Raw genomic sequence first — 24,783 nt, 5'->3', positions numbered from 1 at the left:
CCGCAGCGCGTCAGCGGCCTTGCCCTTGCATTATAAACACTCTCGACGACTCTTGCTGCAATGCAATACATGGCACAAACCCGTGATGCCAAAAGCAAAACGGCGCGCCCTGTGGGGACGCGCCGTCTCTTGCCGCCTCTCGGGAAACCCGAAATCAGAACATGTGCTGACCGCCGTTGATCGAGATGTTGGCTCCCGTCACGAACGCCGCTTCCTCCGACGCCAGGTAGGCGACCAGGCCGGCGATCTCCTCCGGCTTGCCAAGACGGGAAATCGGGATCTGCGGGAGGATCTTGGAGTCGAGAATCTCCTGCGGGATCGCCATCACCATCTTGGTGCCGATGTACCCCGGCGAGATGGTGTTCACCGTCACGCCGTTGCGCGCCACCTCGAGCGCCAGGGCCTTGGTGAAGCCATGCATGCCGGCCTTGGCCGCCGAGTAGTTGGTCTGGCCGAAAGCCCCCTTCTGGCCGTTGACCGAGGACACGTTGATGACGCGCCCCCACTTGCGCTCGACCATGCCATCCATGACCTGCTTGGTCATGTTGAACACCGAATCGAGGTTGGTGCTGATGACCGCGTCCCAATCGGCCTTCGTCATCTTCTTGAAGGTCATGTCACGCGTGATGCCCGCGTTGTTGACCAGTACATCGACTGCCCCCACCTCGCGCGTCACCTGCTCGACGCAGGCCTTGGCCGAATCGAAGTCCGCCACGTCGCACGGATAGGCCTTGAAGCCATAGCCCATGTTGTTCATCGTCTGCAGCCACTCCGCCGCCTTGGTATTGCCAGGCGAGTGGGTGGTGACGACGCGGTAGCCCAGCGCGGCGAGCTTGATGCAGATCGCCTCGCCGAGGCCGCCCATACCACCAGTAACCAGTGCAACTCTCGACATACGCCTCTCCTCTCCCTAATCGGGTTCTTCTGGGGGTGGGGTGATCGTGGACTGCACAGCGCCCTCCCCACCCGCTGCCGTCCGGTCCAACCGTTGGTACAGCCGCTCCGCTCAGGCACGCTCCTTCACATAGCGCCCCGGCGCAGGCTCGACCGGCTCGTACTTCGTGCTGCCGAGCCGGCCGCGCGCGGCAACCTGCTTGCCGCCATACTGACGCAGCCATTCGATCCAGTGCAACCACCAACTGCCCTTGTGCTCGTTCGCCTGCTCGAGCCACTCGTCCGGGTCGGTCGCCTTCACGTCAGCCGTCCAGAAGCTGCGACGGTTCTTCGAGGCCGGATTGATCGCACCGGCGATATGTCCGCTGGCCCCCAGCGCGAAGGTCGTTTCCCCGCCCAGCAGGTTGCGGGCGAGGTAGGCGCTCTTCCACGGCACGATGTGATCCTCGCGCGCCGCCATCAGGTATGCAGGCATGTCGACCTTGGCGAGATCGATCTTCTCGCCCAGCATCTTGAGCTTGCCCGGCACGCGCAGGTTGTTCTCGAGGTACATGTTGCGCAGGTACCAGGTCAGGAAGGGGCCCGGCAGATTGGTCGAATCCGAGTTCCAGTACAGCAGGTCGAAGGCCTGCGGCGTGTTGCCCTTGAGGTAGTTGCCCACCACGTATTGCCACACGAGGTCGTTCGCGCGCAGTGACGAGAACACGTTCGCAAGTTCCTGGCCGCGCAGCACGCCGCCCTTGCCAATCGCAGCCTCGCGTGCGGCAACGCTGGCCTCGTCCACAAGGCAGCCAATCTCGCCGGCATCGGCAAAGTCCAGCAGCGTCGTCATCAGCGTGAGACTGGCCACCGGCTCCTCGCCGCGCGCGCGCGCGACCGCCAGCGCCGAAGTCAGCATCGTGCCGCCCACGCAGAAACCGAGGACACTGGGCTTCTTCACGCGGGTCACCGAACGCACGACCTCGAGCGCCTTCAGCGGCCCCTTGTCGAGATAGTCGTCCCAGGTATGGTGGCCGTCGCTGTCGGCGCGAGGGTTCTTCCACGACACGAGGAAGACCGTGAACCCTTGCTCCACGATGAAGCGCACCAGGGAGTTCTCCGGCTGGAGATCCATGATGTAGAACTTGTTGATGCAGGGCGGAACGATCAGCAGCGGCACCTGCGCGACCTTGTCGGTCAGCGGCGCGTACTGGATCAGCTGCATCAGCTCGTTCTCGAAGATCACCGCGCCCGGCGTCAGCGCGAGGTTGCGCCCGACTTCGAACGCGCTATCGTCGGTCATCGAGATCCGGCCCTTTTCAAGGTCGCCGAGCATGTTGCGCACGCCGCGCGTGATGCTCTCGCCCTTGGTCTCGATGGCCGTCTTGATGAACTCGGGATTGGTCGCCGCGAAGTTGGTCGGCGCCAGCGCGTCGATGTACTGCCGGGTGAGGAACTGCAGCCGGGACTTGGCTCGCCCGTCGGCCATCGGCAGCGCCTCGGCAACGTCCTTCAGGAAACCCGCGTTGAGCAGGTAGGCCTGGCGGATGTAGTCGAACACCGGGCTCTCGGACCACTCGGGCGCGGAAAAACGGCGATCGCCCGGTTCGGGCTGCACGACCGGCTCGCCTGCAGCCCCCTGCTTTCGCCCCAGCATCGCGGACCACAGCGCGGCATGCTTCTCGGCAAAGTCCTTCTGCAGCTTCGCGAATGCCTCCGTCTCGGGCATGGGCAGCTTGGGTGCGGCAAGTCCCGACGAATCCTGCATGGCGACATGCTGGCGCGCCAGCGCATCAAAGAACTGCTGCGCCATCGCCTGACCGGCGGCGAGCATGGCCTGCACGCCCGGGTTCTCCTGCCTGCCTTCCGAATCCGACATCCCTGTCTCCTGTTTACGGCGCGACGCAAGGCCAGCGCCCGGATTTTCCGTTTTTCAGCCCTCGCCCGGCACCCGACGGGCTTAGAATCGACGGCATGTATTTGATCGCAATCGCCTGGCTCTACGTCGCGCTGCTCGCCGCCATCTCCGAAAATACGGTCGTCGGCGGCGTACTCACCTTCATTTTTTACGGGATCGCTCCGATGGCCCTGTTCTTCTGGCTGTTCGGCACCCCCGCCAGGCGTCGCCGGCAGCGCGAACGGGAAGCAGGCGGCCTCAACGATAGAGGTGAATCGGACGCCGATCAATAGCGAAACGCCTGCCATTGCCCCGGTCGGGCGTTCCAGGCCTCGAGGCCGCAGGCCGCATCAGGATTCGATCCAGATCAACGAGGCGAAGCGTCCGGTGCGGCCGTCGCGGCGGTAGGAGTAGAAGCGCGCGGCATCCGTGTAGGTGCATATGCCTCCGCCCTCGACACGATGCACACCTGCCTGCGACAGCCGTCGCCGCGCGAGCAGGAAGAGGTCGGCCATCCATTTACCCTGCACCGCACCGGGCACGAAAGCTGCAGCCGCTCCCGGATCAGCGGTGACGAACGCCTGGCGCACCTCGTCACCCACCTCGAAGGCTCCCTGGCCGATCGCCGGCCCCAGCCAGGCACGGATCGAGGACGGCGCAACCGCCATGCGTGCAACCGTCGCTTCCAGCACGCCGGCCACCAACCCCCGCCAGCCCGCATGCGCGGCGGCCACCACCGAGCCATCGTCGTCGCACAGCAGCACCGGCAGGCAATCTGCCGTCAACACTGCGCACACCGCCCCCTGCCCTCGCGCCACGACCGCATCGGCTTCCGGCACGCCGGAGGCTTGATCGGCGTCCGCCACGACGATGCCGTGCACCTGGGCGAGCCACGTCGGCTCCGTCGGCAGGCAGGCACGCAAACGTGCGCGATTTTGCGCTACGGCGGCCGGATCATCGCCGACATGGTCGCCGAGATTGAAGCTGGCGTAGGGTGGCAGGCTGACGCCACCAGCACGCGTGGTGACCAGCGTCCGCACGCCCATCGGCACGGACCAGTCAGGCACGATGAAGCCGGCGCCCTGTGTCATCGCACCGACCTCAACCGCAGCAGCAACGCATCGAAATCCGCTGCCATCGGAATCTCCCACTCCATCGCTTCGCCCGTGGCCGGATGAACCAGGCCGAGCCGGAAAGCATGCAAGGCCTGGCGCTCGAAGTCCGCCCAGGCGGGTTCTGCGACCCGGCGTGCGGCATACACTGGGTCGCCGACCAGCGGATGACCGATGTGCGCCATATGCACGCGGATCTGGTGCGTGCGCCCCGTTTCCAGCCGGCACTCGAGCAGCGTCGCACGCTCGAAGCGCTCGACCACCGCGTAATGCGTCACCGCCGGGCGGCCGTTGCCGACCACGGCCATCTTCGTGCGCTGCGTCGGATGGCGCCCGATCGGGGCATCGACGGTGCCGCCGGCCGGCACCCGCCCCTGGGCCAGCGCCCAGTAATGGCGTCGGACCGTGCGGGCCTGAAGCTGGCGCACAAGATCGGTCTGCGCCGTCAGCGTCTTGGCCACCACCAGCAGGCCGCTGGTGTCCTTGTCGAGACGATGCACGATGCCGGCACGCGGCACTTCCGCAACCTGCGGCGCGTGATGCAGCAGCGCATTGAGCAGCGTCCCGCTCCAGTTGCCGCTGCCGGGATGCACGACCAGCCCGGGGGGCTTGTCGATCACCAGCAGGTGCGCGTCCTCGAACACGATCTTCAGCGGGATGTCCTCGGGCTGCTCGGCGGCAATCTCGGGCGGGGGCGCAGCATCGACTTCGACGCGCTCGCCGCCGCTCACCTTCTGGCGCGAGCCGGCTGAAGCGCCGTCGAGCCGGATACGCCCGTCCTTGAGCCAGCCCTGCAGTCGGCTGCGAGAATGCTGGGGAAACAGCCGGGCCAGCGCCTGGTCGAGCCGCAGCCCGCCAAGCTCGGCAGGAATCGTAATCACGGCAGGCGGGTCGGACTCGTCGCCTGCTATATAATCAGCGCGTTCATTCACGCGAGTTTTTTCGATGGCCAGGTTCACCCTTGGAAGTTTAGCGGGAAAAGCGGCGCTGATCGGCGCCCTGTTGCTCGGCGGCTGCGGCCTGTTGCCCGAACAGATCGACGAAACTGCAGGCTGGAACGCGCAGAAGCTCTACTCCGAGGCCAAGACCTCGATGACCGAGGGTGCCTACGACCGCGCCATCCAGATGTTCGAGAAGCTCGAGGCGCGCTACCCCTATGGTCGCTTCGCCCAGCAAGCCCAGATCGAGGTCGCTTACGCGTACTACAAGCAAGGCGAACAGGCGCTCGCCCTTGCCGCGGCGGACCGCTTCATCAAGCTGCACCCCAACCACCCCAATGTCGATTACGTCTATTACCTGAAGGGGCTGGTCAACTTCAACGAGGATCTCGGCCTGCTCGCCGGACTGTCGCGTCAGGATCTGTCCGAGCGCGACCCGAAGGGCGCGCGCGAGGCCTTCGACAGCTTCCGCGAGCTGGTCACCCGCTTCCCTGAGAGCCGTTACGCGGACGATTCGCGTGCGCGGATGCAGTATCTGGTGAATTCGCTGGCCTCTCACGAAGTTCACGTGGCGCGCTATTACTACAACCGCGGCGCTTATGTCGCGACGATCAACCGCGCCCAGGCGGCAATCACCAACTTCCCGCAGGCCCCTGCGAACGAAGAGGCTCTGTTCCTGCTGGTCAAGAGCTACGACGCGCTCGGCATGACACAGTTGCGTGATGACGCCGACCGCGTGATGCGCACCAATTTCCCGAACAGCGTCTACTTCAGCGGCGGACCGAAGAGCGACAAGCCCTGGTGGCAGCTCTGGTGAGCAGGTACTGACGAATCAGGCCGGTTGCAAGCAAAGGCGCTCCCTCGGGAGCGCCTTTTTGTTGCCACCGTTGGATCACAACGATGCTGCGACACCGACCAATAATTCCATTCGAATACACAAGGACAAAAAAGAGCGGCCTTCTGGCCGCTCAAGCTGCTGTCCGCACCCGGGGCAATCACACCCCCCCAGATACAGGGAACTCATTCGGTAAAGGGCAGCGGTTGCATGCCGAAACCTTCGTCCAGATCGCGGATCTGCAGGAGCAAGCCGTCCAGTTCGCCCTGCAGGCGCGCAAGCGCCTCCGGATCAAGCAGGCGCAGCGCCTCGGGCAGCACCCCGCGCGCCGGAGAAGGCGCGCGCGCAAGCAGTGCAGTTCCAGCCTCCGTCAGGTACAGGCGCACGACGCGCTGGTCGGCGCTGGTGCGCTCCTTGCGGATCAGGGCTGCAGTCTCGAGGCGGTCGACCATGTTCGATGCTGTCGACTGATGCAGCGCCATGCGGTTCGCAAGCTCGCCAACACGCAGGCCCGGGACTTCAGCCAGTTCCTGCAGCGCCCACAACTGCGCGCCCGTCACGCCGCTCTGGCGCTCGATCCACTGCGAATGACGCTGGGCGGTGCGGATGAGCACCCTGAAGCGCTGAAGCACCGACAGGGGCGTGACCTGCGAGACCGCCTTTTTCACCTTCTGTTGCGTTTCCGCCATTTACCAATTGCTCCGACTATATTTGCCTGAATCAGTATTGTCAAAAATACATCACCTGCCACACTCCCCGGCATGGTAGCGGTATCGTTCGGCTTGCGCATGCGACACACGCCACGCCTGTTGCCAACACGCATCACTCTGACCGCCTCCTCCTCCGAATCGAAATGCACCCCGACGCCACGCCGCCCGCAGACCAGGCCTCTTCCACCCGCAAGGCATTCAGGCAACTCGCGCGCGGAGGACGCCGCTACGCGCTTCCCTGGCTTTCGATCGGGCGCTGGCACAAGCGCCTGTTGCTCGTCGGCGCGGCATTGCTCGCGGGCCTGATCGCCATCCTCTTTGCCATCGGCGCCGAGATCGCCATCGACACCCACGCACGGATCATGCGGGAGCGGCCCTGGCTCACCCTGCTGATCGCACCCGCCGGCTTTGCCGCCATGGCGTGGCTGTCGCGGCGTCTGTTCCCGGGCACCGAGGGCAGCGGCATTCCTCAGGCGATCGCGGCCTCGCTGTCGGACGACGGCGCAGTGCGCCGGCAGTTCCTGTCGTTCAGGATCGCGCTCGGCAAGGTCGTGCTGACCTTGGGCGGGCTGCTTTCGGGCGCCTCGATCGGACGTGAGGGTCCGTCGGTGCAGATCGGCGCCTCGGTCATGCACATGCTGGCGGGGCGCAAGCGCGGCCGCATCGCCTCGAGCCGCGACCTGATCGTCGCCGGCAGCGGCGCTGGAATCGCGGCGGCGTTCAACACGCCTCTGGGCGGCATCATGTTCGCCATCGAGGAGATGTGCCGCCACCGGGCCTTTCGCGCCAACAGCACCACCCTCACCGCGGTGATCTTCGCCGGCCTGATGTCGCTTGCGGTTCTTGGGAACTACACGTATTTCGGTCGTACCCCCGCAGCACTCGCATGGCCGGACGGCCTCTGGCCGGTGCTAGCTTGCGGCCTCGCCGGTGGCTTGCTGGGCGGCGGATTCTCTCGCCTACTGATCGCATCAGCCCGCGGCCTGCCGGGAAAACTGGGCATGTTCGCACTGTCGCGCCCCATCGCCTTCGCCGCCGGCTGCGGGCTTGCAACCGCCATCCTCGGTCTGTTGAGCGGCGGCATGACCTACGGCACCGGCTATGCCGAGTCCAAGGCCGCGCTCGAAGGCTCGGCCACCCTGCCTGTCCTGTTCGTGGTGGCCAAGCTGGCGGTGATCTGGCTCGCCTTCGTGTCGCGGATCCCCGGCGGCGTGTTCGCCCCCGCCCTGGCGGTCGGCGCGGGCCTCGGCTCGGACATCGCGCTCCTGCTGCCGGGCGAAGCCGATGCGGATGCGGCGGTTCTGGTGCTGGGCATGGTGGCCTTCCTTGCCGCCATGACACAGTCGCCGATCACCTCCTTCGTGATCGTGATGGAGATGACGGCCAACCACCAGATGCTGCTGCCGCTGATGGCCACCGCCGTGGTGGCGCACGGCATCTCGCGTTCGGTCGCACCCGTACCGCTGTACCACGCGCTCGCCTACCCCGCACTGCGCAAGGCCGAAGGGCGGCTGCACCGCGCCGCCGCCCCCTCTTCCGCAACAAGCTAGCGGATGCCTGCGCGCTGGATCAGCGCCTGCAGTTCGCCGACGATGCCGCGGCGGAACAGCAGCACGCAGATCACGAAGATGACACCCATGATGACCGTGACCCACGAGCCCACCGAGTCGGCCAGCTCGGTCTGCAGCGACACGATGGTCGCAGCGCCGACCAGCGGGCCGAGGATGGTGCCGAGGCCGCCGAGCAGGGTCATCAGCACGACCTCGCCCGACATGTGCCAATGCACGTCGGTCAGCGAGGCGAGCTGGAACACCAGCGTCTTGGTCGCCCCCGCCATGCCCGCGAGCGAGGCCGACAGCACGAAGGCGAGCAGCTTGAACTTCGCCACGTCGTAACCGAGCGAGATCGCGCGCGGCTCATTCTCGCGGATCGCCTTGAGGATCTGGCCGAAGGGCGAATGGATGGTGCGGTAGATGATGAAGAAACCGATGCAGAACACCGCGAACACCAGGTAGTACATCGCGATGTTGTTCGACAGGTCGATGAGGCCGAACAGGTGTCCGCGCGGCACCCCCTGAAGGCCGTCCTCGCCGCCGGTCGCCTTCCACTGCAGGACGACGAAATACACCATCTGCGACAGCGCGAGCGTGATCATCGCGAAGTAGATACCGGTGCGACGGATGGCCAGCACCCCGAACACCCAGCCCAGCACGCCCGCCGCCAGCGTTCCGCCAATGATGCCGAGCTCGGGGGTGACGCCGGCGTCACGCACCAGCATGCCGCAGATATAGCCCGCCGTGCCGAGGAAGGCCGCGTGCCCGAAGGACAGCAGGCCGACGAAGCCCAGCAGCAGGTTGAACGCGCAGGCGAACAGCCCGAAGCACAGGATCTTCATCAGGAAGGTGGGATACACCGCGAACGGCGCCACCAGCCCGATCACGAACAGCGCACCGAACAGCAGCGGCGTGGCCCGGGCGAACATCGAATTCGTGTTGTTCATCAGCGTCTATCCTCTTCGAGTCGCTCAGGCCTTGCCGAACAGGCCGGCCGGCCGCACCAGCAGCACGATCACCATGATCACGAACACCACCACCGCCGAAGCCTCGGGGTAGAACACCCGCGTCAGCCCCTCGATCAGGCCGAGGCCGATGCCGGTGAGGATGGAGCCCATGATCGATCCCATGCCGCCGATCACCACCACCGCGAACACCACGATGATCAGGTTCGAACCCATCAGCGGGCTGACCTGATAGATCGGCGCCGCCAGCACGCCGGCAAAGGCCGCCAGCGCGACGCCGAAGCCGTAGGTGAAGGTGATCAGCAGCGGCACGTTGATGCCCAGCGCCTGCACCATCTGCGGGTTCTCGGTGCCGGCGCGCAGGTAGGCGCCGAGCTTGGTCTTCTCGATGATGAACCAGGTTGCGAAGCACACCGTCAGCGCGGCCACCACCACCCAGCCGCGATAGATCGGCAGGAACATGAAGCCGAGGTTTACGCCGCCCTGCAGCAACTCGGGCACCGGGTAGGACTGCCCCGAAATGCCGTACTGGTCGCGGAAGATGCCTTCGAAGATCAGCGCCAGACCGAAGGTGAGCAGCAACCCGTACAGATGGTCGAGCTTGTACAGCTTGCGCAGCATCGTGCGTTCGATCAGCACGCCGAGCGCGCCGACGGCGAGTGGCGCCAGCAGCAGTGCCGCCCAGTAGTTGACACCGAGCTTGTTCAGCGCGATCCAGGCCACGAAGGCGCCCATCATGTACTGGGCGCCGTGGGTGAAGTTGATGATGTTGAGCAGGCCGAAGATGATGGCCAGGCCCAGGCTCAGGATCGCGTAGAACGATCCGTTGATCAGGCCCACCAGCAACTGGCTACCGAGCAGCGCGCTCGGGACACCGAATATTTCCATGTGCGACTCCCGCACGGGGACGGTCTGGCCGCCCCGTGCGTCGTGAAGAGCGGAAGCTTCCGCGATCAGATCACTTCTTCACCAGCGGACACTTCGACTGCGACAGCGGCTGGAAGGCCTCCGCCGCCGGGATGGTCTGGCGGATGTGGTAGTAGTCCCATGGGTACTTGGACTCCTCCGGCTTCTTGACCTGGACGAGATACATGTCATGCACCATGCGGCCGTCTTCCCGGATCTGGCCGTTCTTGGCGAAGAAGTCGTTGATTGGCGTCTTCTTCATCTGCGCCATGACCTTGCCCGCCTCGTCCGAGCCCACCGCATTGACCGCACGCAGGTAATGCAGCACCGACGAGTACTGCCCGGCCTGCACCATGGTCGGCATGCGCTTGTGCTTGTCGAAGAAGCGCTTCGACCACGCGCGGGTCTCGTCGTTGAGATCCCAGTAGAAGCCGGTGGTCAGGTACATGCCCTGGGTGTTCTTGAGCCCCAGCGAATGCACGTCGGAGATGAACATCAGCAGGCCCGCGAGCGACTGCTTGGGCGTGATGCCGAACTCGGCGGCCTGCTTGATGGCGTTGGTGGTGTCGGCGCCGGCGTTGGCAAGGCCGATGATCTTGGCACCCGAGGCCTGCGCCTGCAGCAGGAAGGACGAGAAGTCAGACGCCGGGAAGGGATGGCGCACGGAGCCCAGCACCTTGCCGCCGTTGGCAATGACGACTGCGGACGAGTCCTTCTCCAGCGCCTGGCCGAAAGCGTAGTCGGCAGTGAGGAAGAACCAGGTGTCGCCGCCCTGCTGGGTCACCGCCTTGGCCGTGCCGTTGGCGAGCGCGTAGGTGTCGTAGGTGTAATGAACGGTGACGTCATTGCACTGCTCGTTGGTGATCGGCGTGGAGGCCGGACCGCTCATCAGGGCGACGCGGTTCATCTCCTTGGCGATCTTCATCACCGCCAGCGCGGTCGAGGTCGTGACCAGCTCGGTCGCGGTGTCCACGCCTTCGCGCTCGAACCATTCGCGCGCCTTGTTCGACGCGATGTCGGCCTTGTTCTGGTGGTCGGCCGAGACCATCTCGACCTTGAAGGCTGGCTTGGCCTCGGCCATGAAATCGTCAATCGCCATCTGCGTGGCCAGCACCGCACCTGCACCCGCGAGATCGGAATAGGTCCCCGACATGTCGGTGAGCACGCCAACCTTCACCGTGTTGCCGGAAATCTGCGCGCTTGCTGCGCCCGACAGCGTTGCCAGGGCAGCCGCGCAGGCCAGCGTCGTCAGCTTCTTCATGTGCATCGTTCGTCTCCGTCTCGTTTGGGTGGTGATACGCAGGAGTCAGGCGGGCGGGCCGCTCACACCCCGAGCGTCTGGTGCAGCCAGCCCATGCGGCCGGGCAGTTCCTCGGCGCTGATGGTGGCGATGATTTCTCCGTGCTCGAGCACGTAATGCCGGTCGGCCAGCGGCGCGGCGAAGCGGAAGTTCTGTTCGACCAGCACGATGGTGAAGCCGCGCGACTTCAGCTCGATGATGACCTCGCCGAGCTTGCGGACGATGACCGGCGCCAGGCCCTCGGTGATCTCGTCCAGCAACAGCAGCTTGGCGCCGGTGCGCAGCACGCGCGCCATCGCCAGCATCTGCTGCTCGCCGCCGGAAAGCTTCGAGCCCGGGCTGTTGCGACGCTCGAGCAGGTTCGGGAACATGCGGTAGATCTCGTCCATCGACATGCCGCCGCTGGCCACCTGCGGCGGCAGCAGCAGGTTCTCCTCGCACGACAGCGAGGCGAAGATCGCGCGCTCTTCCGGTACGTAGCCCACGCCGTAGCGCGCCATGCGATGGGTCGGCTCGGCGATGACTTCCTTGCCATTGACCATGATCGAACCGCTGCGCCGCCCGACCAGGCCGAGGACCGACTTGAGCGTCGTCGACCGGCCCGAGCCGTTGCGTCCCAGCAGGGTGACGCACTCGCCGCGTGCCACCTTCAGGTCGATGCCGTGCAGGATGTGCGACTCGCCATAGAACGCGTGCAGGTCGTGGATCCGCAGCATTTCGGGTTGGGGATGGAAGGCGCTGGTCATGTCTGCGTTCGCTGAGGATCAGTGGTGGGCATCGTTGATGTCGTCGGAACCGACATAGGCCTCGAGGACCCTGGGGTTCTTCGACACCTCGGCATAAGGGCCTTCGGCCAGGATGCTGCCGCGGGTGAGCACGGTGATGCGGTCGCAGAGGTTCGCGACCACCGACAGGTTGTGCTCCACCATCAGGATCGTGCGGTTGGCCGACACCTTGCGGATGAGCTCGACCACCCGCGCGATGTCCTCGCTACCCATGCCCTGCGTGGGCTCGTCGAGCAGCATCATCTTCGGGTCGAGCGCCAGGGTGGTCGCGATCTCCAGCGCGCGCTTGCGGCCGTAGGGCATCTCGGCGGTGACGGTGTCGGCGAAGCTGCCGAGGTCCACCGACTCGAGCAATTCCATCGCGCGGCCGTTGAGCACATCCAGCGACTTCTTCGAACGCCAGAAGTGGAACTCCGTACCCAGCCTACGCTGCAGGCCGATGCGCACGTTCTCCATCACCGTCAGGTGCGGAAAGGTCGCCGAGATCTGGAAGGAGCGCACCATGCCACGCCGGGCGGTCGCCACCGGCGCCTCACGGGTGATGTCCTGGCCCTCGAACAGGATCGTGCCAGCACTCGGCGGCAGGAACTTGGTGAGCAGGTTGAAGACCGTCGTCTTGCCGGCCCCGTTGGGACCGATCAAGGCATGGATATGCCCTCGCTGCACCTTCAGGTCGACATTCGAGACTGCGACGAAGCCCTTGAACTCCTTCGTCAGGCCCCGCGTTTCGAGGATGAACTCGCTCATGTTCGGTCCTGGCAGGCTGCCCCGCCGCTGGCGGCCGGCAGAGGATGAGGTTCGCATTACCGAGTATTGCTTTTTCTTATTCCGCCATCAGTCTTGCTTCGGACATCCGCCCGGACAAGCATCGTTTACCCCGATTGCGGCCCATCCCTCAGGATGCGCAGCCACGGCAGCGCGGCCGCCGGAAAATGCAAACGGGCGGTGAGACTTGCGTCCCACCGCCCGTTTCATTCAGGCATCCTTCCTGACGGTTGTGCCGACCACGGGCCGGCGATCGCTTCAGTTCCCGCTCATCGCCATCATCAGCTGGTTGATGCGCTTGACGAAGGTCGCCGGGTCGTCGAGCGTGCCGCCCTCGGCCAGCAGGGCCTGGTCGAACAGCACCGCCGCCCAGTCGTCGAAGTGCTTGTCCTCGTACTTCAGGCGCAGCACGGCCGGATGGTTGGGGTTGATCTCGAGGATCGGCTTCGAGACTGGCGCGTTCTGGCCCGCCGCCTTGAGGATGCGTGCGAGATTCATGCCCAGATCATGCTCATCGGCCACCAGGCAGGCGGGCGAATCGGTCAGGCGCAGGGTCACCTTCACGTCCTTGACGCGCTCACCCAGGCTCGCCTTCATCTTGTCGAGCAGTTCCTTGTACTCGTCGGCAGCCTTCTCGGCCTCCTTCTTCTCGGCCTCGTCCTCCAGCGCCCCCAGGTCCAGGCCGCCCTTGGCGACAGAGACCAGCGGCTTGCCGTCGAACTCGGTGAGGTTGCCGGTCACCCATTCATCGACGCGGTCGGACAGCAGCAGCACCTCGATGCCCTTCTTGCGGAAGACCTCGAGATGCGGGCTGTTCTTCGCGGCATTGAAGGTCTCGGCCGTGACGAAGTAGATCTTGTCCTGGCCTTCCTTCATGCGGCCGATGTAGTCGGCGAGCGAGACCACCTCATCGGGCGTGTCGAGCTGGGTCGAGGCGAAGCGCAGCAGGCCGGCGATCTTCTCCTTGTTGGCGAAGTCCTCGCCCACGCCTTCCTTCAGCACCTTGCCGAAGGCCTTCCAGAAGTCGGCATACTTCTCCTTGTCCGCCGCGTCGTCGCTATTGGCGAGGCTCTCGAGCAGCGTCAGCACCTTCTTCGTGCAGCCAGCGCGGATGGTGTCGATGTCATTGGATTCCTGCAGGATCTCGCGCGACACGTTGAGCGGCAGGTCGGCCGAATCCACCACCCCGCGCACGAAGCGCAGGTAGGTCGGCATCAGCTTTTCGGCGTCGTCCATGATGAAGACGCGCTTCACGTAGAGCTTGATGCCGTGCTTGGCATTGCGGTCCCACAGGTCGAAGGGCGCGTTCTTCGGGATGTAGAGCAGGTTGGTGTACTCGTGGCGGCCCTCGACGCGCGAGTGGGTCCACGCCAGCGGGTCTTCGAAGTCGTGGGCGACGTGCTTGTAGAAGGCCTTGTACTCGTCCTCGGTGATGTCGTTCTTCGAGCGCGTCCACAGCGCATTGGCCTGGTTGACCGTCTCGTCCTCCTCGGTCAGCACCTGCTTCTTCTGCTCCTCGTTCCATTCCTCCTTCTTCATCACGATCGGCTGCACGATGTGATCGGAGTACTTGCGGATCAGGCTCTTGAGCTTCCACGACGACAGCAGGTCTTCCTGGCCCTCGCGCAGGTGCAGGACGATCTCGGTGCCGCGGCCCGCCTTCTCGATCGCTTCCACCGTGTAGGCGCCGGCTTCATCGCCGGCCATCGAGCATTCCCACTTCACACCCTCGCCCGTGGGCAGACCGGCGCGGCGGGTGAGCACGGTGACGCGGTCGGCGACGAGAAAGGCGGAGTAGAAGCCCACGCCGAACTGGCCGATGAGGTTGGCGTCCTTCTTCTGGTCGCCAGTGAGCTTGCCGAAGAATTCGCGCGTGCCCGACTTGGCGATGGTGCCCAGGTGGGCGATGGCCTCGTCGCGGCTCATGCCGATGCCGTTGTCGGCGATGGTGATGGTCTTGGCTTCCGCATCGAAGCCGATGCGGATCTTCAGCTCGGCGTCGTTCTCGTACAGGCTGCCGTTGTCGAGGGCTTCGAAACGCAGCTTGTCGCAGGCGTCGGAGGCGTTCGAGACCAGTTCGCGCAGGAAGATCTCGCGATTGGAGTACAGCGAGTGGATCATCAGGTGAAGCAACTGCTTCACCTCGGCCTGGAAATTCAGCGTCTGGGAGGATGCGGTTTGCGCTTCGGACATGTCGCTAAGGCTCCGTCGGGGTTATTCGAATGGAGCCTTAGCTGGGGGCGGCGAGGCGGATTTCAAGCCCGCCCGCCTCACATGCGATCGATCAGACCCGGAAGCGCCCGACCATGCCGCTGAGGTCGACCGACAGTCTTTCGAGCTGCTCGACCGCCGACACCGCCGAACGCATCGACGCGCTGGTGCCTTCGACCATCTGCGCGATCTGCTCGACCTCCTGCGCGATCGCGGTCGACGCCGCGCTCTGCTCGGTCGTCGCTTCGGCCACGCTGCGGATCTGGCCCAGCGCCTCCTGCGCGCCGCCGGCAATCTCGCGCAGCGAGACCGTGGCGTCGAGCACCAGCGTCACGCCGCTGCCCACCTGGGTCGACACGCGCGACATGGCATCCACCGTGCCCTGGGTCTCGCTCTGGATGCCGGCAATGACCTCCTCGATCTGCACCGTCGCGGTGCTCGTGCGCTCGGCCAGCTTGCGCACCTCGTCGGCCACCACCGCGAAACCGCGGCCCTGCTCGCCCGCACGCGCCGCCTCGATCGCCGCGTTGAGCGCCAGCAGGTTGGTCTGCGCCGCGATCTCCTTGATCACGCTGGCGATCGTGCCGACCTCGTCAGCACGCTTCACCAGATGCTGGATCTTTCCTGCGGCCTCGTCGACCGTGCCGGCGATGGCCTGCATTTCGCCCGCTGCACGCTCGGCCTTGCTTGCGCCCTGGCTTGCGAGCTCGGCAGAGCGGGCCGAATTGCGCTCGGCGCCCATCGCACTCTCGGTGATCTGGCCGATGCTGACCGTCATCTCCTCGATGGCAGCCGCAATCGCCGACGTCGCGTCGGTCTGGCTTTCGGCGGCCCTCGACACCGAGCGCGACACCTCGGAGATCTCGCGCGAATTGCCCGCGACCTGCTGCGAGCAATGCGAGATCTCGCCCATCATGTGACGCAGCTTGCCCAGCATCGACGACAGGGTGCCCAGCAGGCTGTCCGCGCCGCCATCCACCTTCACGTCGACGCGCAGGTCGCCGTCTGCCACACGATGCATGACCTCGGCCGCATAGGCAGGCTCGCCGCCCAGCTGGCGCGTCACGCTGCGCACGACACGCCACGCGACGACGACCAGCAGAACCAGCAAGACAGCGACGATGCCGCCAAAGCGCAGTGCCGATGCGTTGAAGGTGCGATCGATGTCGTCGACATAGACGCCGGTACCCACGATCCAGTCCCAGGGCTTGAACATCTTCACGTAGGACATCTTGGGCTGCGGGGCCTCCGAACCCGGACGCGGCCACATGTAATCGACGACGCCCTGCCCGGACTCGTTCGCCACGCGGGCAAACTCGCGGAACAGGAACTTGCCGTTGGGGTCCCTGTTTTCGCCCAGGTTCTGCCCTTCGAGTTCGGGACGGATCGGATGCATGAGCATGCGGGGGCCGCTGTCATTGACCCAGAAGTACTCATTGCCCTCGTAGCGCAGCCCTCTGAGCGCGGCCTTCGCCGCAGCCTGGGCCTGATCGCGCGTCATCGCGCCGGACTGCTCGAGGCCGTGGTAGTGAGTCACGATGCCGTGCGCCACCTCGACATGTCCCCTGATCGAGCGCTCGTAGCCCGCCTCCATGTCGGCCCGTTGTTCATAAAGCGAGCCTGCCGCCAGTGCGATCAGACCCAACAGCGCAATCACCAGGATCAGCATCAACCGGCGCGCAACCGGCATGGATTGAAATGACATCTTCCCTCCCTCGAAAAACCGCATATCTGAAGCAAGATGGACGCATATGGCCGCGCTTCTGGACGCGTCGGCGGCTCATGCCCCTCTTGGATGAATCAGCAACCGCTACCCATTTTCCATAGCAATCTGCCCGCTTCACGGGCCGGATATCGGCCCGGGTCAAGATAACTTGAGTGACAGCAAGCATGACCGATGGCGTATCGCCGACGCCTTGACGCAAGCAAAAAAACGCCCGCGAGGACCAGCGGTCCCGCGGGCGTTGCATCTCGACGTTGCAAGGGATCAGACGCGGAAGCGCGCCACCATGTCGTGCAGGTCGCGCGATAGCTGCTCGAGCTGCTCGACCGCCGACACCGCCGAACGCATCGAGTCGCTGGTGCCCTCGACCATCTGCGCGATCTGCTCGACTTCCTGCGCGATCGCGGTCGAGGCCGCGCTCTGCTCGGTCGTCGCTTCGGCCACGCTGCGGATCTGACCCAGGGTTTCGGCCGTACCCTGGTTGATGGTGCGCAGCGACTCGCTCGCATCCATCACCAGGCCCACGCCGCTATCCACCTGCGTCGACACGCGCGACATGGCGTCCATCGTGCTCTGGGTCTCGGTCTGGATACCCGCGATCACTTCCTCGATCTGAACCGTCGCTGTGCTCGTGCGCTCGGCCAGCTTGCGCACTTCGTCCGCCACCACCGCAAAGCCGCGGCCCTGCTCCCCGGCGCGCGCCGCCTCGATCGCGGCGTTGAGCGCCAGCAGGTTGGTCTGCGCCGCGATCTCCTTGATCACGCTCGCAATCGTGCCGACCTCGTTTGCCTTGCTCACCAGCGACTGGATCTTGCCCGCCGCCTCGCCGACGGTACCGGCGATCGCCTGCATCTCGCTGGCCGCGCGCTCCGCACGGGTCGCGCCCTGGCCCGCCAGTTCGCTCGCCCGCGCCGAGTTGCGCTCGGCACCGACCGCGTTCTCGGTGATCTGGCCGATGCTGACCGTCATTTCCTCGATGGCGGCCGCAATCGCCGCCGTCGCACCGGTCTGGTTCTCGGTCGCCTGCGACACCGAACGCGACACCCCCGAGATCTCGCGCGAGTTGTCCGCCACCTGTTCGGCATTACGGCCAATGTCGCGCATCATGCCGCGCAGCTGGTTGACCATGCCCGCCAGGGTTCCGAGCAGGCTGTCGGCCCCGCCCTTGACCTCCACATCGACGCGCAGGTCGCCCTCCGCCACGCGGTGCATGATCTCGTTTGCGTACGCTGGCTCGCCGCCGAGCTGCGTCGTCACGCTGCGCGCGACGCGCCAGGCGATCAGGACCAGCGCGATGAGCAGCACGGCGACCATGCCGCCGAACTGCAGGGCACCGGACATGAAGCGGGCATCGACGTCATCCACGTAAATCCCTGACCCCACGATCCAGCCCCAGCCGTCAACCTTCTTGACGAACTGCAGCTTCGGCACCGCCGTGGTCGAGCCCGGACGCGGAAACTCGGTCATCAGGAAGCCTTCCGGCGCAGTGCGGACCACGCTGACGAGGTCGCCGATCAGGTCACGACCGTCGCCGTACCTGATCTTGCCGATCATGTTCTGGCCCTCCATCTCGGGACGGGCGGGATGCATCACCGAGACGCCGTCGAGCGTCCAGATGTAGTAGTACTCGGTCGTGTCGTAGCGCACCGGGCGCAGGGCCTCCATCGCGGCCGACTGCGCTTCGGCGCGGCTCATCTTGCCCGCACGCTCCAGCGCCTCGTAGTGCGCGACGACGCCATGAGCGCTTTCAACCAGATTACGGACGGACTTGTTGTTGCCGTCCTCCATGGCACTGCGCGTGCCAGTCAGGCCCAGCACGGCGAGCAGCAACATGCCGAGCAGCGCGGCGAGAACGAGGAGGACGAACCGTTGCGATACGGTAAGGTTCTTGAGCGACATAGGTTTCTTCCTGAAAGACGTGGACCCCGCGCACGCGCGGCGGCGCAACAGCGCCGGGTCGGCAGAGGCAATCTTCGGCGCGACCGGCCGGACCTTTAGCAGGCTTACAAAAAATAGTTCGTCTCGCGCCCGCCGCCCTGTCCGCTCAAACGTACCGGATCTCCACCACCTCGATCTCCCGCATGCCCGCCGGGCTCTGGAAGCGCACCACGTCGCCCACCCTCGCCTTCAGCACCGCGCGCGCCAGGGGCGAGATCCAGCTGATCCGCCCCTGCGAGGCATCGGCCTCGTCCACGCCGACGATCTGCCAGGTCTGCTCCTCCTCGGTATCGAGGTCGCAGAAACTCACGGTCGCGCCAAAGAACACCTGCTCCAGTTCCTGCTGCCGCTCCGGGTCGACGACCTCGGCGCTCTCGATGCGCTTGATCAGGAAGCGGATGCGACGGTCGATCTCGCGCAGGCGCTTCTTGCCATAGATGTAGTCGCCGTTCTCCGAGCGGTCGCCGTTCCCGGCCGCCCAGGCCACGGTCTCGACCAGCTTCGGTCGCTCGATGCGAACCAGCTGGTCCAGTTCCGCGCGCAGCGCATCGTAGCCGCGCCGGGTCATGTAGTTCTTGCTGCCCGCCGGCAGGCGTAGCGCGGGCGAGAGTTCCTCATCATCGTCCCCGCCGTCGTTTTCCTTCACGAACGCCTTATTCACTGCGCGCTGCTCCAGTTCATGATCCAAGGCGCGCATGATAGGGAATCCGCGCGCTCCGCGGCAGCCATCCGGTTGCGAGGGCACCTGTCCGGCGGCCGCTGCAAGGCGGCTCCGGTTGTCAGCATGCGGGGTGGCGAATACCATCGGCCCAAGCCTTTCATTCCCCAGACGCCGAGCGCACAGGTCAATCATGAGCGACGAACCCTTCGACGATGCCACCAGCCTGCGCCGCCGGCTGGATGAACTGCGCACCGAGCACCACGACCTGGACGAGGCGATCAGCCGGCTGGCGCAGCTTCCGCTCGGCGACGAACTCATGCTGCGCCGACTCAAGAAACGCAAGCTCGTCCTCAAGGACCGCATCGCCGCCATCGAGCACCTGCTGGAGCCGGACGAGCGCGCCTGACCCCGCATCGCCTTCGCATTCCCTGCGTCCGGCCCGCGTCCCGCGCCGGCCGGACACCCGACTTTCACGCCTGACAGACCCCTCACGGACGCTGCCGATGAAACAACTCGACCTCCAGGGCCAACCGGTCGCCCTGTTCGAATTCGCCCCGCGACAGCCCGGCGACACCGCGCCCTGGCTGCTGATCCATGGCGCCGGACACGACCACGCGGTGTGGGACGACATTGCCGCCGGGCTCGCCGCCGCCGGCGAACGGGTGCTCGTGCCCGACCTGCCCGGCCACGGCGGATCGGCCGGTGGGCCACTGGCCGACATCGATGCGATGGCCGCCTGGGTGCTGGCACTCGCCGACGCCCTGGACCTCGACCGCATCCGCCTGTGCGGCCACAGCATGGGCTCGCTGGTCGCACTCGCCGCGGCGGGCAAGGCACCCGAACGCATCGAGCGCCTCGCGCTGGTCGGCAGCTGCGTGCCGATGCCGGTCTCGCCCTTCCTGCTCGACGCTGCACAGAACGAGCCCGAGCGCGCCTTCGCGCTGATCAACAAGTTCTCCTTCGCGCCCGCGGACGTGCTCGGCGCCGAACGCCGCGCAGCGTTCGAGCTGGCCAACCTGCAGCGCATGCAGCAGCAGGGCGCGCGCGCCCTCGCCAGCGACCTCGCGGCCTGCAACGCGTGGCAGGACGGGCTGGCCGCCGCCGCACGCGTGCGCTGCCCCACGCTGCTGATCAGCGGCGAGCTCGACCGCATGACGCCCGCGGATGCGGTAAAACCCCTATCCGATTCGCTTGAAAAGGCGGGCTGCAGCGCGCGTATCATCGTGCTTGCCGGCGCCGGCCACGCGATGATGCAGGAAGCACCGCATGCCCTGGTCGACGCCTTGCGGGGGCCGAACTGACACCCTCCGGGTAGAAGACAACAGGCGCCGCCCCCGTTCCGCTGCCACGAACAAGGACCCGACAGGAGAGAGACATGGCGCAGCAGAACGAAAACCGTCCCGACTCACACAAACCGGCGGACGACGACCCGGGGCCGCCCTTCCCGCGCGTGCGCGAAGTCCCGGCGGGCGCGCCGCTGCGATGGATCGGGCGTGGCCTCGGCGACCTCCGCGCCTGCCCCATCCCCAGCCTGTTCTATGGCTTCTGCTTCACCGGCATGGGGCTGCTGCTCACCGTCATGTTCCGCCACGCCTACGAATACACCGCGGCGCTGACCTCCGGCTTTCTCATCCTCGGCCCCTTCCTCGCCATGGGCCTGTACGAACTCAGCCGCCGGCGCGAACGTGGCGAGTCCTGCACGCTGGCGCCGACGCTGACGGTGTGGCGGCGCAATGCGGGCAACATCGGCGTGTTCGCCGTCGTGCTGGGCGTGGTCTTCCTCGTCTGGGCGCGCGCCTCGCTGGTCGTGTTCGCCCTCTTCTATACCGAGGAGATGCCCAGCCTGTCCGGCTTCGTCGGCCAGATGCTGCGGCTCGAGAACCTGGAGTTCCTCGGCGTGTATTTCGGCGTGGGCCTGATCTTCGCCTTCGTCGCCTTCGCCGCCAGCGTAGTCTCCATCCCGTTGATGCTCGACCGCAACCAGGATGCCGTCAGCGCCATGCTGGCCAGCTTCGGCGCCCTTCTGCGCAACCCGGCACCGATGCTGCTGTGGGCCGTGCTGATCGTCTCGCTGACCCTGATCGGTTTCCTGACCTTTCACGTCGGCCTGGTCCTGACGATGCCCATCGTCGGCCACGCCACCTGGCACGCCTACCGCGACCTCGTCGAACCGATGGCGGAAAGATCCTGAGGATCACGCGAGGGCGGGCTCCGCCCACCCTCAGTCGCTCAGCGCCAGCACCACCGGCTGGTGGTCCGAGGCCGGCGTGTCGGCCAGCACCTGCACGCTCCGCAGGCGCGGCGCGAGATCCTCGGTAACGAAGAAGAAGTCGCAGCAGTAGGCGCGGTCGGGCCAGTCCGCGCCATGCAGCCCGACACTGGGCGGATGCGGCACGCCGGGATTCAGCAGTGACCAGGCATCGCGCCAGGCCGGCACATCGTCGCCCAGCGGCATCTGCATGCGCGCGTATTCGGCCGACCCCGGTTCGCAGTTGAAATCGCCGCAGACGATGGCCGAGGCCAGACGCGGCCAGGCGGCAAAGGTCGGGTTGGACTCCTTGCCTGCCGCCGGCAGCCTCGCCTGCCCCGCGGCCTCGGCCTGCAGGGCGCGCAGCGCGTCCACCTGCGCGCCGCGCTGGCGGGCGGAGTAGTACTCCAGGTGCGTCGTCAGGATGCGCAACGGGCCACCGGGTGCGCCGACCACTGCCTCGACGCACACCCGCTGCATGGCCGGCAGCCCCGGATCAGCCGGCGCCGGCAGCATGTGACGGAACACCTGCCCCACCGGCAGGCGCGACAGCAACAGGTTGCCGAACAGCGCCCGCCCACCGCGTCCGTCCGGGACATCCATGCCGGCTCCGAATACCGGCGTGTAGCCGGGAAACGCCGCCGCGAACAGCGCCACCTCGTCGCCGCCCGATCCACCCGGCAAGCCCTCGAAGTTGCAGGCCACCTCCTGCAGGCAGATCAGGTCGAACTCGCCCGCGGCCCGGATCGCCGCCACGGTTCGCGCCGGCTCCACGCGGCCATCGGCCCCGCGGCCCCACTGGATGTTCCAGCTCAACAGTCTCATCGATGAAAACTCCTTCGCCCAGAGGCGGCAGCTTGGGCCCGAAACGTTACAGGGCGGGCGGTCGCGCCGTCCATGCAGCTTGACGACCGCCGTGCAAAAGGCGATTTTGCGCCCATGCCTTCCATCTGCAACCCGTTGCGCGCAATCGGCCTCGCGCTGGCCCTGCTGCTCCTCGCGGCCAGTCCGCCAGCGACCGCGCGCACATCCGGCGAGATCCGCATCGGCGTGCTCGACTTCCTCGGCTCGGAGGCCACGGTCGGCGAATGGTCGCCCTTGCTGCACCACCTCGAGGCTGCGCTGCCCGGCCGGACCGTGCGGCTCGAACAGCTCGACCACGCCGGCATGCGTGCCGCCGTTGCCGCGGGAAAGCTCGACTTCATCGTCACCAATCCCGGTCACTACGTCGAACTCGAGGCCGAACTCGGCGTCAGCCGCATCCTCACGCTGGACGCGGGCGGCGGACGCACGCCTGCGCGGGCGCTGGGTTCGGCGGTGATCGTACGCGCCGACCGCAGCGACCTTCAGTCGCTGATCGAGCTGCGCGGCAAGCGCGTCGCCATCGTGGGTCGGGAAGGTTTCGGCGGGTTTCAGCTCGCGTGGGGCGTGCTCGCGGACATCGGCGTGTCCCCCGACGAGGATTTCGCCGAACTGCAGAGCGTGGGCTTTCCGATGAGCACGGTGCTCGACGCGGTGGCCAGCGGCCGTGCCGACGCCGGCATCGTGCGCGCCTGCCTGCTCGAGGGCCTCGGCGAGGCGGGCCGCGCCTTCCGCGTGCTGGCGCCGCGCAACGAGCCGGGCTTTCCCTGCGCCACCAGCACGCCGCTCTACCCCGACTGGCCGCTCGCCAGCCTGCGCCACACGCCACCCGAGCTTGCCCGGCAGGTCGCGATCGCGCTGCTGTCGATGGATGCGGACAGCGACCACCCGACCTGGGCGGTGCCGGCCGACTACCAGTCGGTGCATGACCTGTTCCGCAAGCTGGAGATCGGTCCCTACGCCTACCTGCGCGAACCCACGCTGATGGTGATGGCGCAGCGCTACTGGCCCTGGGTCGCAGGTTTCGCCCTCGTGCTGCTGGGCTGGATCCTGTACACCGTGCGCGTCGAGTACCTGGTGCAACTGCGCACCGCGGCCCTCAGCGCCGCACTGGCCGAGCGCGACCGTCTGGAGTCGGCCGCGCGCGCGACGCAGGAACAAGCCGACCACCTCGCCCGCCTGTCGGTGCTGGGCGAGCTGTCGGGCACGCTCGCCCACGAACTCAACCAGCCGCTGGCCACCATCGCCAACTACGCCAACAGCATCATCCGCCGCGCCGACAATGGCCGCCTGACCGACGCCGCGCTGCGCGAAGCGACCGGCGAGATCGCCGCCCAGGCCGAACGCGCCTCGGGCATCCTGTCACGCATCCGCGCCTTCGCGCGCAAGCGCACCGCGGCCCGCGAGGCGGTCGCGCCGGTCGAACTCGCCACCGAGGCCATCGCCCTGTTCCGCGGCATGATGGCGCGCGCGCCGGCGATCACCTTCGCCGACACCCTGCCGCCGGACAGCCGCATCGAGGTCGACCGCCTGCAGATCCAGCAGGTCCTGCTGAACCTGCTCAAGAACGGCTACGACGCCAGCCGCGACCAGCCCCCCGAGCGACAGGCGCTCGAAATCCGGCTCGCCGCCACCGGCGACAGGCTCGAGATCATCGTCCGCGACCGCGGCAGCGGCATCGACGAGGCCACGCGTGCCAGGCTGTTCGAGCCCTTCTTCACCACCAAGGACGACGGCCTCGGGCTCGGCCTGTCGATCTGCCGCAGCATCGCCGAAGCCCACGGCGGGCGCCTGTTCGCCGGCACGCCTGCAGACGGCATCGGCACCTGCTTCACCCTGTCCCTGCCCGGACTGAAACACGATCCCGCTCATGACCGAACCTGAAGATCTCGCCATCCACGTCGTCGATGACGACGCCGCCTTCCGCCGCTCGCTGGTGTTCCTGTTCGAATCGGTGGGCTGGCGGGTCGCCACCCACGCCTCGGCCGAGGATTTCCTCGCGGCCCTGCCCGAGGCCAACGTCGTCGGCTGTCTGGTGCTCGACATCCGCATGCCGATGATGAGCGGCCTGGAACTGCAGCAGGTGCTGCGCAGCCGCGGCTGGACAGTGCCCATCGTGTTCATCACCGGCCACGGCGACGTCGATCTGGCGGTGCTGGCGATGAAGCACGGCGCCTGCGACTTCCTCGAGAAGCCCTTCAAGGATCAGGCCCTGCTCGACGCCGTGGGGCGGGCGCTCAAGCTCGGCTGCGAGGCGCGCGACAGGGCGGCACGCTGCGAAGAGGCCAGAAAACTGCTGGACCGCCTGTCGCCGCGCGAGCGCGAGGTCGCGCGCCTGGTGGCGCAGGGGCTGCCCAACAAGCTGGTCGGGCGCGAGCTCGACATCAGCGAGAAGACGGTGCATGTGCACCGTCATCACGTCATGGAGAAAACCGGCGTCGGCAGCGCCGCCGAGCTCGCGCGCCTGATGCTGCGCGCGGACCCGGCGGCGCTGGACTGATC

23 protein-coding genes are annotated in these 24,783 nt (G+C 66.5%); 8 read left to right on the top strand and 15 right to left on the bottom strand.

Annotation, left to right across the window (positions count from 1 at the left end):
• Positions 1–154: 154 nt before the first annotated feature.
• Positions 155–895 (bottom strand): acetoacetyl-CoA reductase, encoded by a 741-nt coding sequence (gene phbB / locus AC731_RS00590; protein WP_048708655.1) that lies wholly within the window; start codon positions 893–895, stop codon positions 155–157.
• Between the two features lie 111 nt (positions 896–1,006).
• Positions 1,007–2,752 carry a PHA/PHB synthase family protein gene (locus AC731_RS00585; RefSeq protein ID WP_048708653.1) on the bottom strand — a complete coding sequence of 582 codons (1,746 nt, stop codon included), beginning with the start codon at positions 2,750–2,752 and terminating at the stop codon, positions 1,007–1,009.
• Between the two features lie 95 nt (positions 2,753–2,847).
• Between AC731_RS00585 and AC731_RS00580 the strand changes: the two genes are divergently transcribed.
• Positions 2,848–3,063: a hypothetical protein gene (locus AC731_RS00580; RefSeq protein WP_004259349.1), complete on the top strand. Its 216-nt coding sequence runs from the start codon at positions 2,848–2,850 to the stop codon at positions 3,061–3,063.
• 57 nt (positions 3,064–3,120) lie between these two features.
• On the opposite strand, the gene pgeF is transcribed toward AC731_RS00580, so the two are convergent.
• A complete protein-coding gene (gene pgeF, locus AC731_RS00575; RefSeq protein WP_048708652.1) occupies positions 3,121–3,861 on the bottom strand; it encodes a peptidoglycan editing factor PgeF in 741 nt (246 codons plus the stop codon).
• Positions 3,858–4,814 carry a 23S rRNA pseudouridine(1911/1915/1917) synthase RluD gene (rluD, locus tag AC731_RS00570; protein ID WP_418081421.1) on the bottom strand — a complete coding sequence of 319 codons (957 nt, stop codon included), beginning with the start codon at positions 4,812–4,814 and terminating at the stop codon, positions 3,858–3,860. Before rluD ends, pgeF begins: the two co-directional genes overlap by 4 nt.
• A gap of 13 nt (positions 4,815–4,827) precedes the next feature.
• On the opposite strand from rluD, the gene AC731_RS00565 reads away from it, so the two are divergent.
• Complete coding sequence (locus AC731_RS00565) at positions 4,828–5,637, top strand: outer membrane protein assembly factor BamD (protein ID WP_038011541.1); 810 nt, start codon at positions 4,828–4,830, stop codon at positions 5,635–5,637.
• Between the two features lie 203 nt (positions 5,638–5,840).
• Here AC731_RS00565 and AC731_RS00560 read toward each other — a convergent pair whose 3' ends face one another.
• Positions 5,841–6,344 (bottom strand): MarR family winged helix-turn-helix transcriptional regulator, encoded by a 504-nt coding sequence (locus AC731_RS00560; protein ID WP_004259337.1) that lies wholly within the window; start codon positions 6,342–6,344, stop codon positions 5,841–5,843.
• Positions 6,345–6,508: 164 nt separating this feature from the next.
• Between AC731_RS00560 and AC731_RS00555 the strand changes: the two genes are divergently transcribed.
• Positions 6,509–7,915 (top strand): chloride channel protein, encoded by a 1,407-nt coding sequence (locus tag AC731_RS00555; protein ID WP_004259336.1) that lies wholly within the window; start codon positions 6,509–6,511, stop codon positions 7,913–7,915.
• On the opposite strand, the gene AC731_RS00550 is transcribed toward AC731_RS00555, so the two are convergent.
• The 9 genes from AC731_RS00550 to greB all read right to left on the bottom strand — a co-directional run bounded on the left by AC731_RS00550 (position 7,912) and on the right by greB (position 19,172).
• Positions 7,912–8,865, bottom strand: a complete 954-nt coding sequence (locus AC731_RS00550) for a branched-chain amino acid ABC transporter permease (protein WP_048708648.1) — start codon at positions 8,863–8,865, stop codon at positions 7,912–7,914. The genes AC731_RS00555 and AC731_RS00550 overlap by 4 nt on opposite strands.
• A 24-nt stretch (positions 8,866–8,889) precedes the next feature.
• On the bottom strand, positions 8,890–9,771 hold the full coding sequence (locus tag AC731_RS00545) for a branched-chain amino acid ABC transporter permease (RefSeq protein WP_004259330.1): 882 nt from the start codon (positions 9,769–9,771) through the stop codon (positions 8,890–8,892).
• Between the two features lie 70 nt (positions 9,772–9,841).
• Positions 9,842–11,056 carry an ABC transporter substrate-binding protein gene (locus AC731_RS00540; RefSeq protein ID WP_048708647.1) on the bottom strand — a complete coding sequence of 405 codons (1,215 nt, stop codon included), beginning with the start codon at positions 11,054–11,056 and terminating at the stop codon, positions 9,842–9,844.
• A 56-nt stretch (positions 11,057–11,112) separates the two neighbouring features.
• Positions 11,113–11,835 (bottom strand): ABC transporter ATP-binding protein, encoded by a 723-nt coding sequence (locus tag AC731_RS00535; RefSeq protein ID WP_048708645.1) that lies wholly within the window; start codon positions 11,833–11,835, stop codon positions 11,113–11,115.
• Between the two features lie 18 nt (positions 11,836–11,853).
• Positions 11,854–12,621, bottom strand: a complete 768-nt coding sequence (locus AC731_RS00530) for an ABC transporter ATP-binding protein (RefSeq protein WP_048708644.1) — start codon at positions 12,619–12,621, stop codon at positions 11,854–11,856.
• 276 nt (positions 12,622–12,897) lie between these two features.
• A complete protein-coding gene (gene htpG / locus AC731_RS00525) occupies positions 12,898–14,832 on the bottom strand; it encodes a molecular chaperone HtpG (RefSeq protein ID WP_048708643.1) in 1,935 nt (644 codons plus the stop codon).
• A gap of 91 nt (positions 14,833–14,923) precedes the next feature.
• Positions 14,924–16,555, bottom strand: a complete 1,632-nt coding sequence (locus AC731_RS00520) for a methyl-accepting chemotaxis protein (RefSeq protein WP_048708641.1) — start codon at positions 16,553–16,555, stop codon at positions 14,924–14,926.
• Positions 16,556–16,837: 282 nt separating this feature from the next.
• Positions 16,838–18,472 (bottom strand): methyl-accepting chemotaxis protein, encoded by a 1,635-nt coding sequence (locus AC731_RS00515; protein WP_048708639.1) that lies wholly within the window; start codon positions 18,470–18,472, stop codon positions 16,838–16,840.
• 145 nt (positions 18,473–18,617) lie between these two features.
• Positions 18,618–19,172 carry a transcription elongation factor GreB gene (greB, locus tag AC731_RS00510; protein ID WP_004259320.1) on the bottom strand — a complete coding sequence of 185 codons (555 nt, stop codon included), beginning with the start codon at positions 19,170–19,172 and terminating at the stop codon, positions 18,618–18,620.
• Between the two features lie 190 nt (positions 19,173–19,362).
• Between greB and AC731_RS00505 the strand changes: the two genes are divergently transcribed.
• From AC731_RS00505 to AC731_RS00495, 3 genes are all read left to right on the top strand, one after another.
• Positions 19,363–19,578 carry a YdcH family protein gene (locus AC731_RS00505; protein ID WP_004259319.1) on the top strand — a complete coding sequence of 72 codons (216 nt, stop codon included), beginning with the start codon at positions 19,363–19,365 and terminating at the stop codon, positions 19,576–19,578.
• A 97-nt stretch (positions 19,579–19,675) separates the two neighbouring features.
• Positions 19,676–20,473, top strand: a complete 798-nt coding sequence (locus AC731_RS00500) for an alpha/beta fold hydrolase (protein WP_205626616.1) — start codon at positions 19,676–19,678, stop codon at positions 20,471–20,473.
• 74 nt (positions 20,474–20,547) lie between these two features.
• A complete protein-coding gene (locus AC731_RS00495) occupies positions 20,548–21,363 on the top strand; it encodes a DUF2189 domain-containing protein (RefSeq protein WP_048708637.1) in 816 nt (271 codons plus the stop codon).
• 30 nt (positions 21,364–21,393) lie between these two features.
• Here AC731_RS00495 and AC731_RS00490 read toward each other — a convergent pair whose 3' ends face one another.
• Complete coding sequence (locus AC731_RS00490) at positions 21,394–22,245, bottom strand: endonuclease/exonuclease/phosphatase family protein (RefSeq protein ID WP_048708635.1); 852 nt, start codon at positions 22,243–22,245, stop codon at positions 21,394–21,396.
• 114 nt (positions 22,246–22,359) lie between these two features.
• On the opposite strand from AC731_RS00490, the gene AC731_RS00485 reads away from it, so the two are divergent.
• Both AC731_RS00485 and AC731_RS00480 read left to right on the top strand, forming a co-directional pair.
• Complete coding sequence (locus AC731_RS00485; RefSeq protein ID WP_205626615.1) at positions 22,360–24,165, top strand: sensor histidine kinase; 1,806 nt, start codon at positions 22,360–22,362, stop codon at positions 24,163–24,165.
• Positions 24,152–24,781 (top strand): response regulator transcription factor, encoded by a 630-nt coding sequence (locus AC731_RS00480; RefSeq protein ID WP_048708633.1) that lies wholly within the window; start codon positions 24,152–24,154, stop codon positions 24,779–24,781. The genes AC731_RS00485 and AC731_RS00480 overlap by 14 nt, the downstream gene beginning before the upstream one ends.
• Positions 24,782–24,783: the final 2 nt, after the last annotated feature.

The organism is Thauera humireducens (genome assembly GCF_001051995.2).
In the GTDB taxonomy this organism is placed as follows: Bacteria; Pseudomonadota; Gammaproteobacteria; order Burkholderiales; family Rhodocyclaceae; genus Thauera; species Thauera humireducens.
Note: the sequence above shows the minus strand (reverse complement) of the source record. Positions and strands in the feature narration are given on the sequence as shown.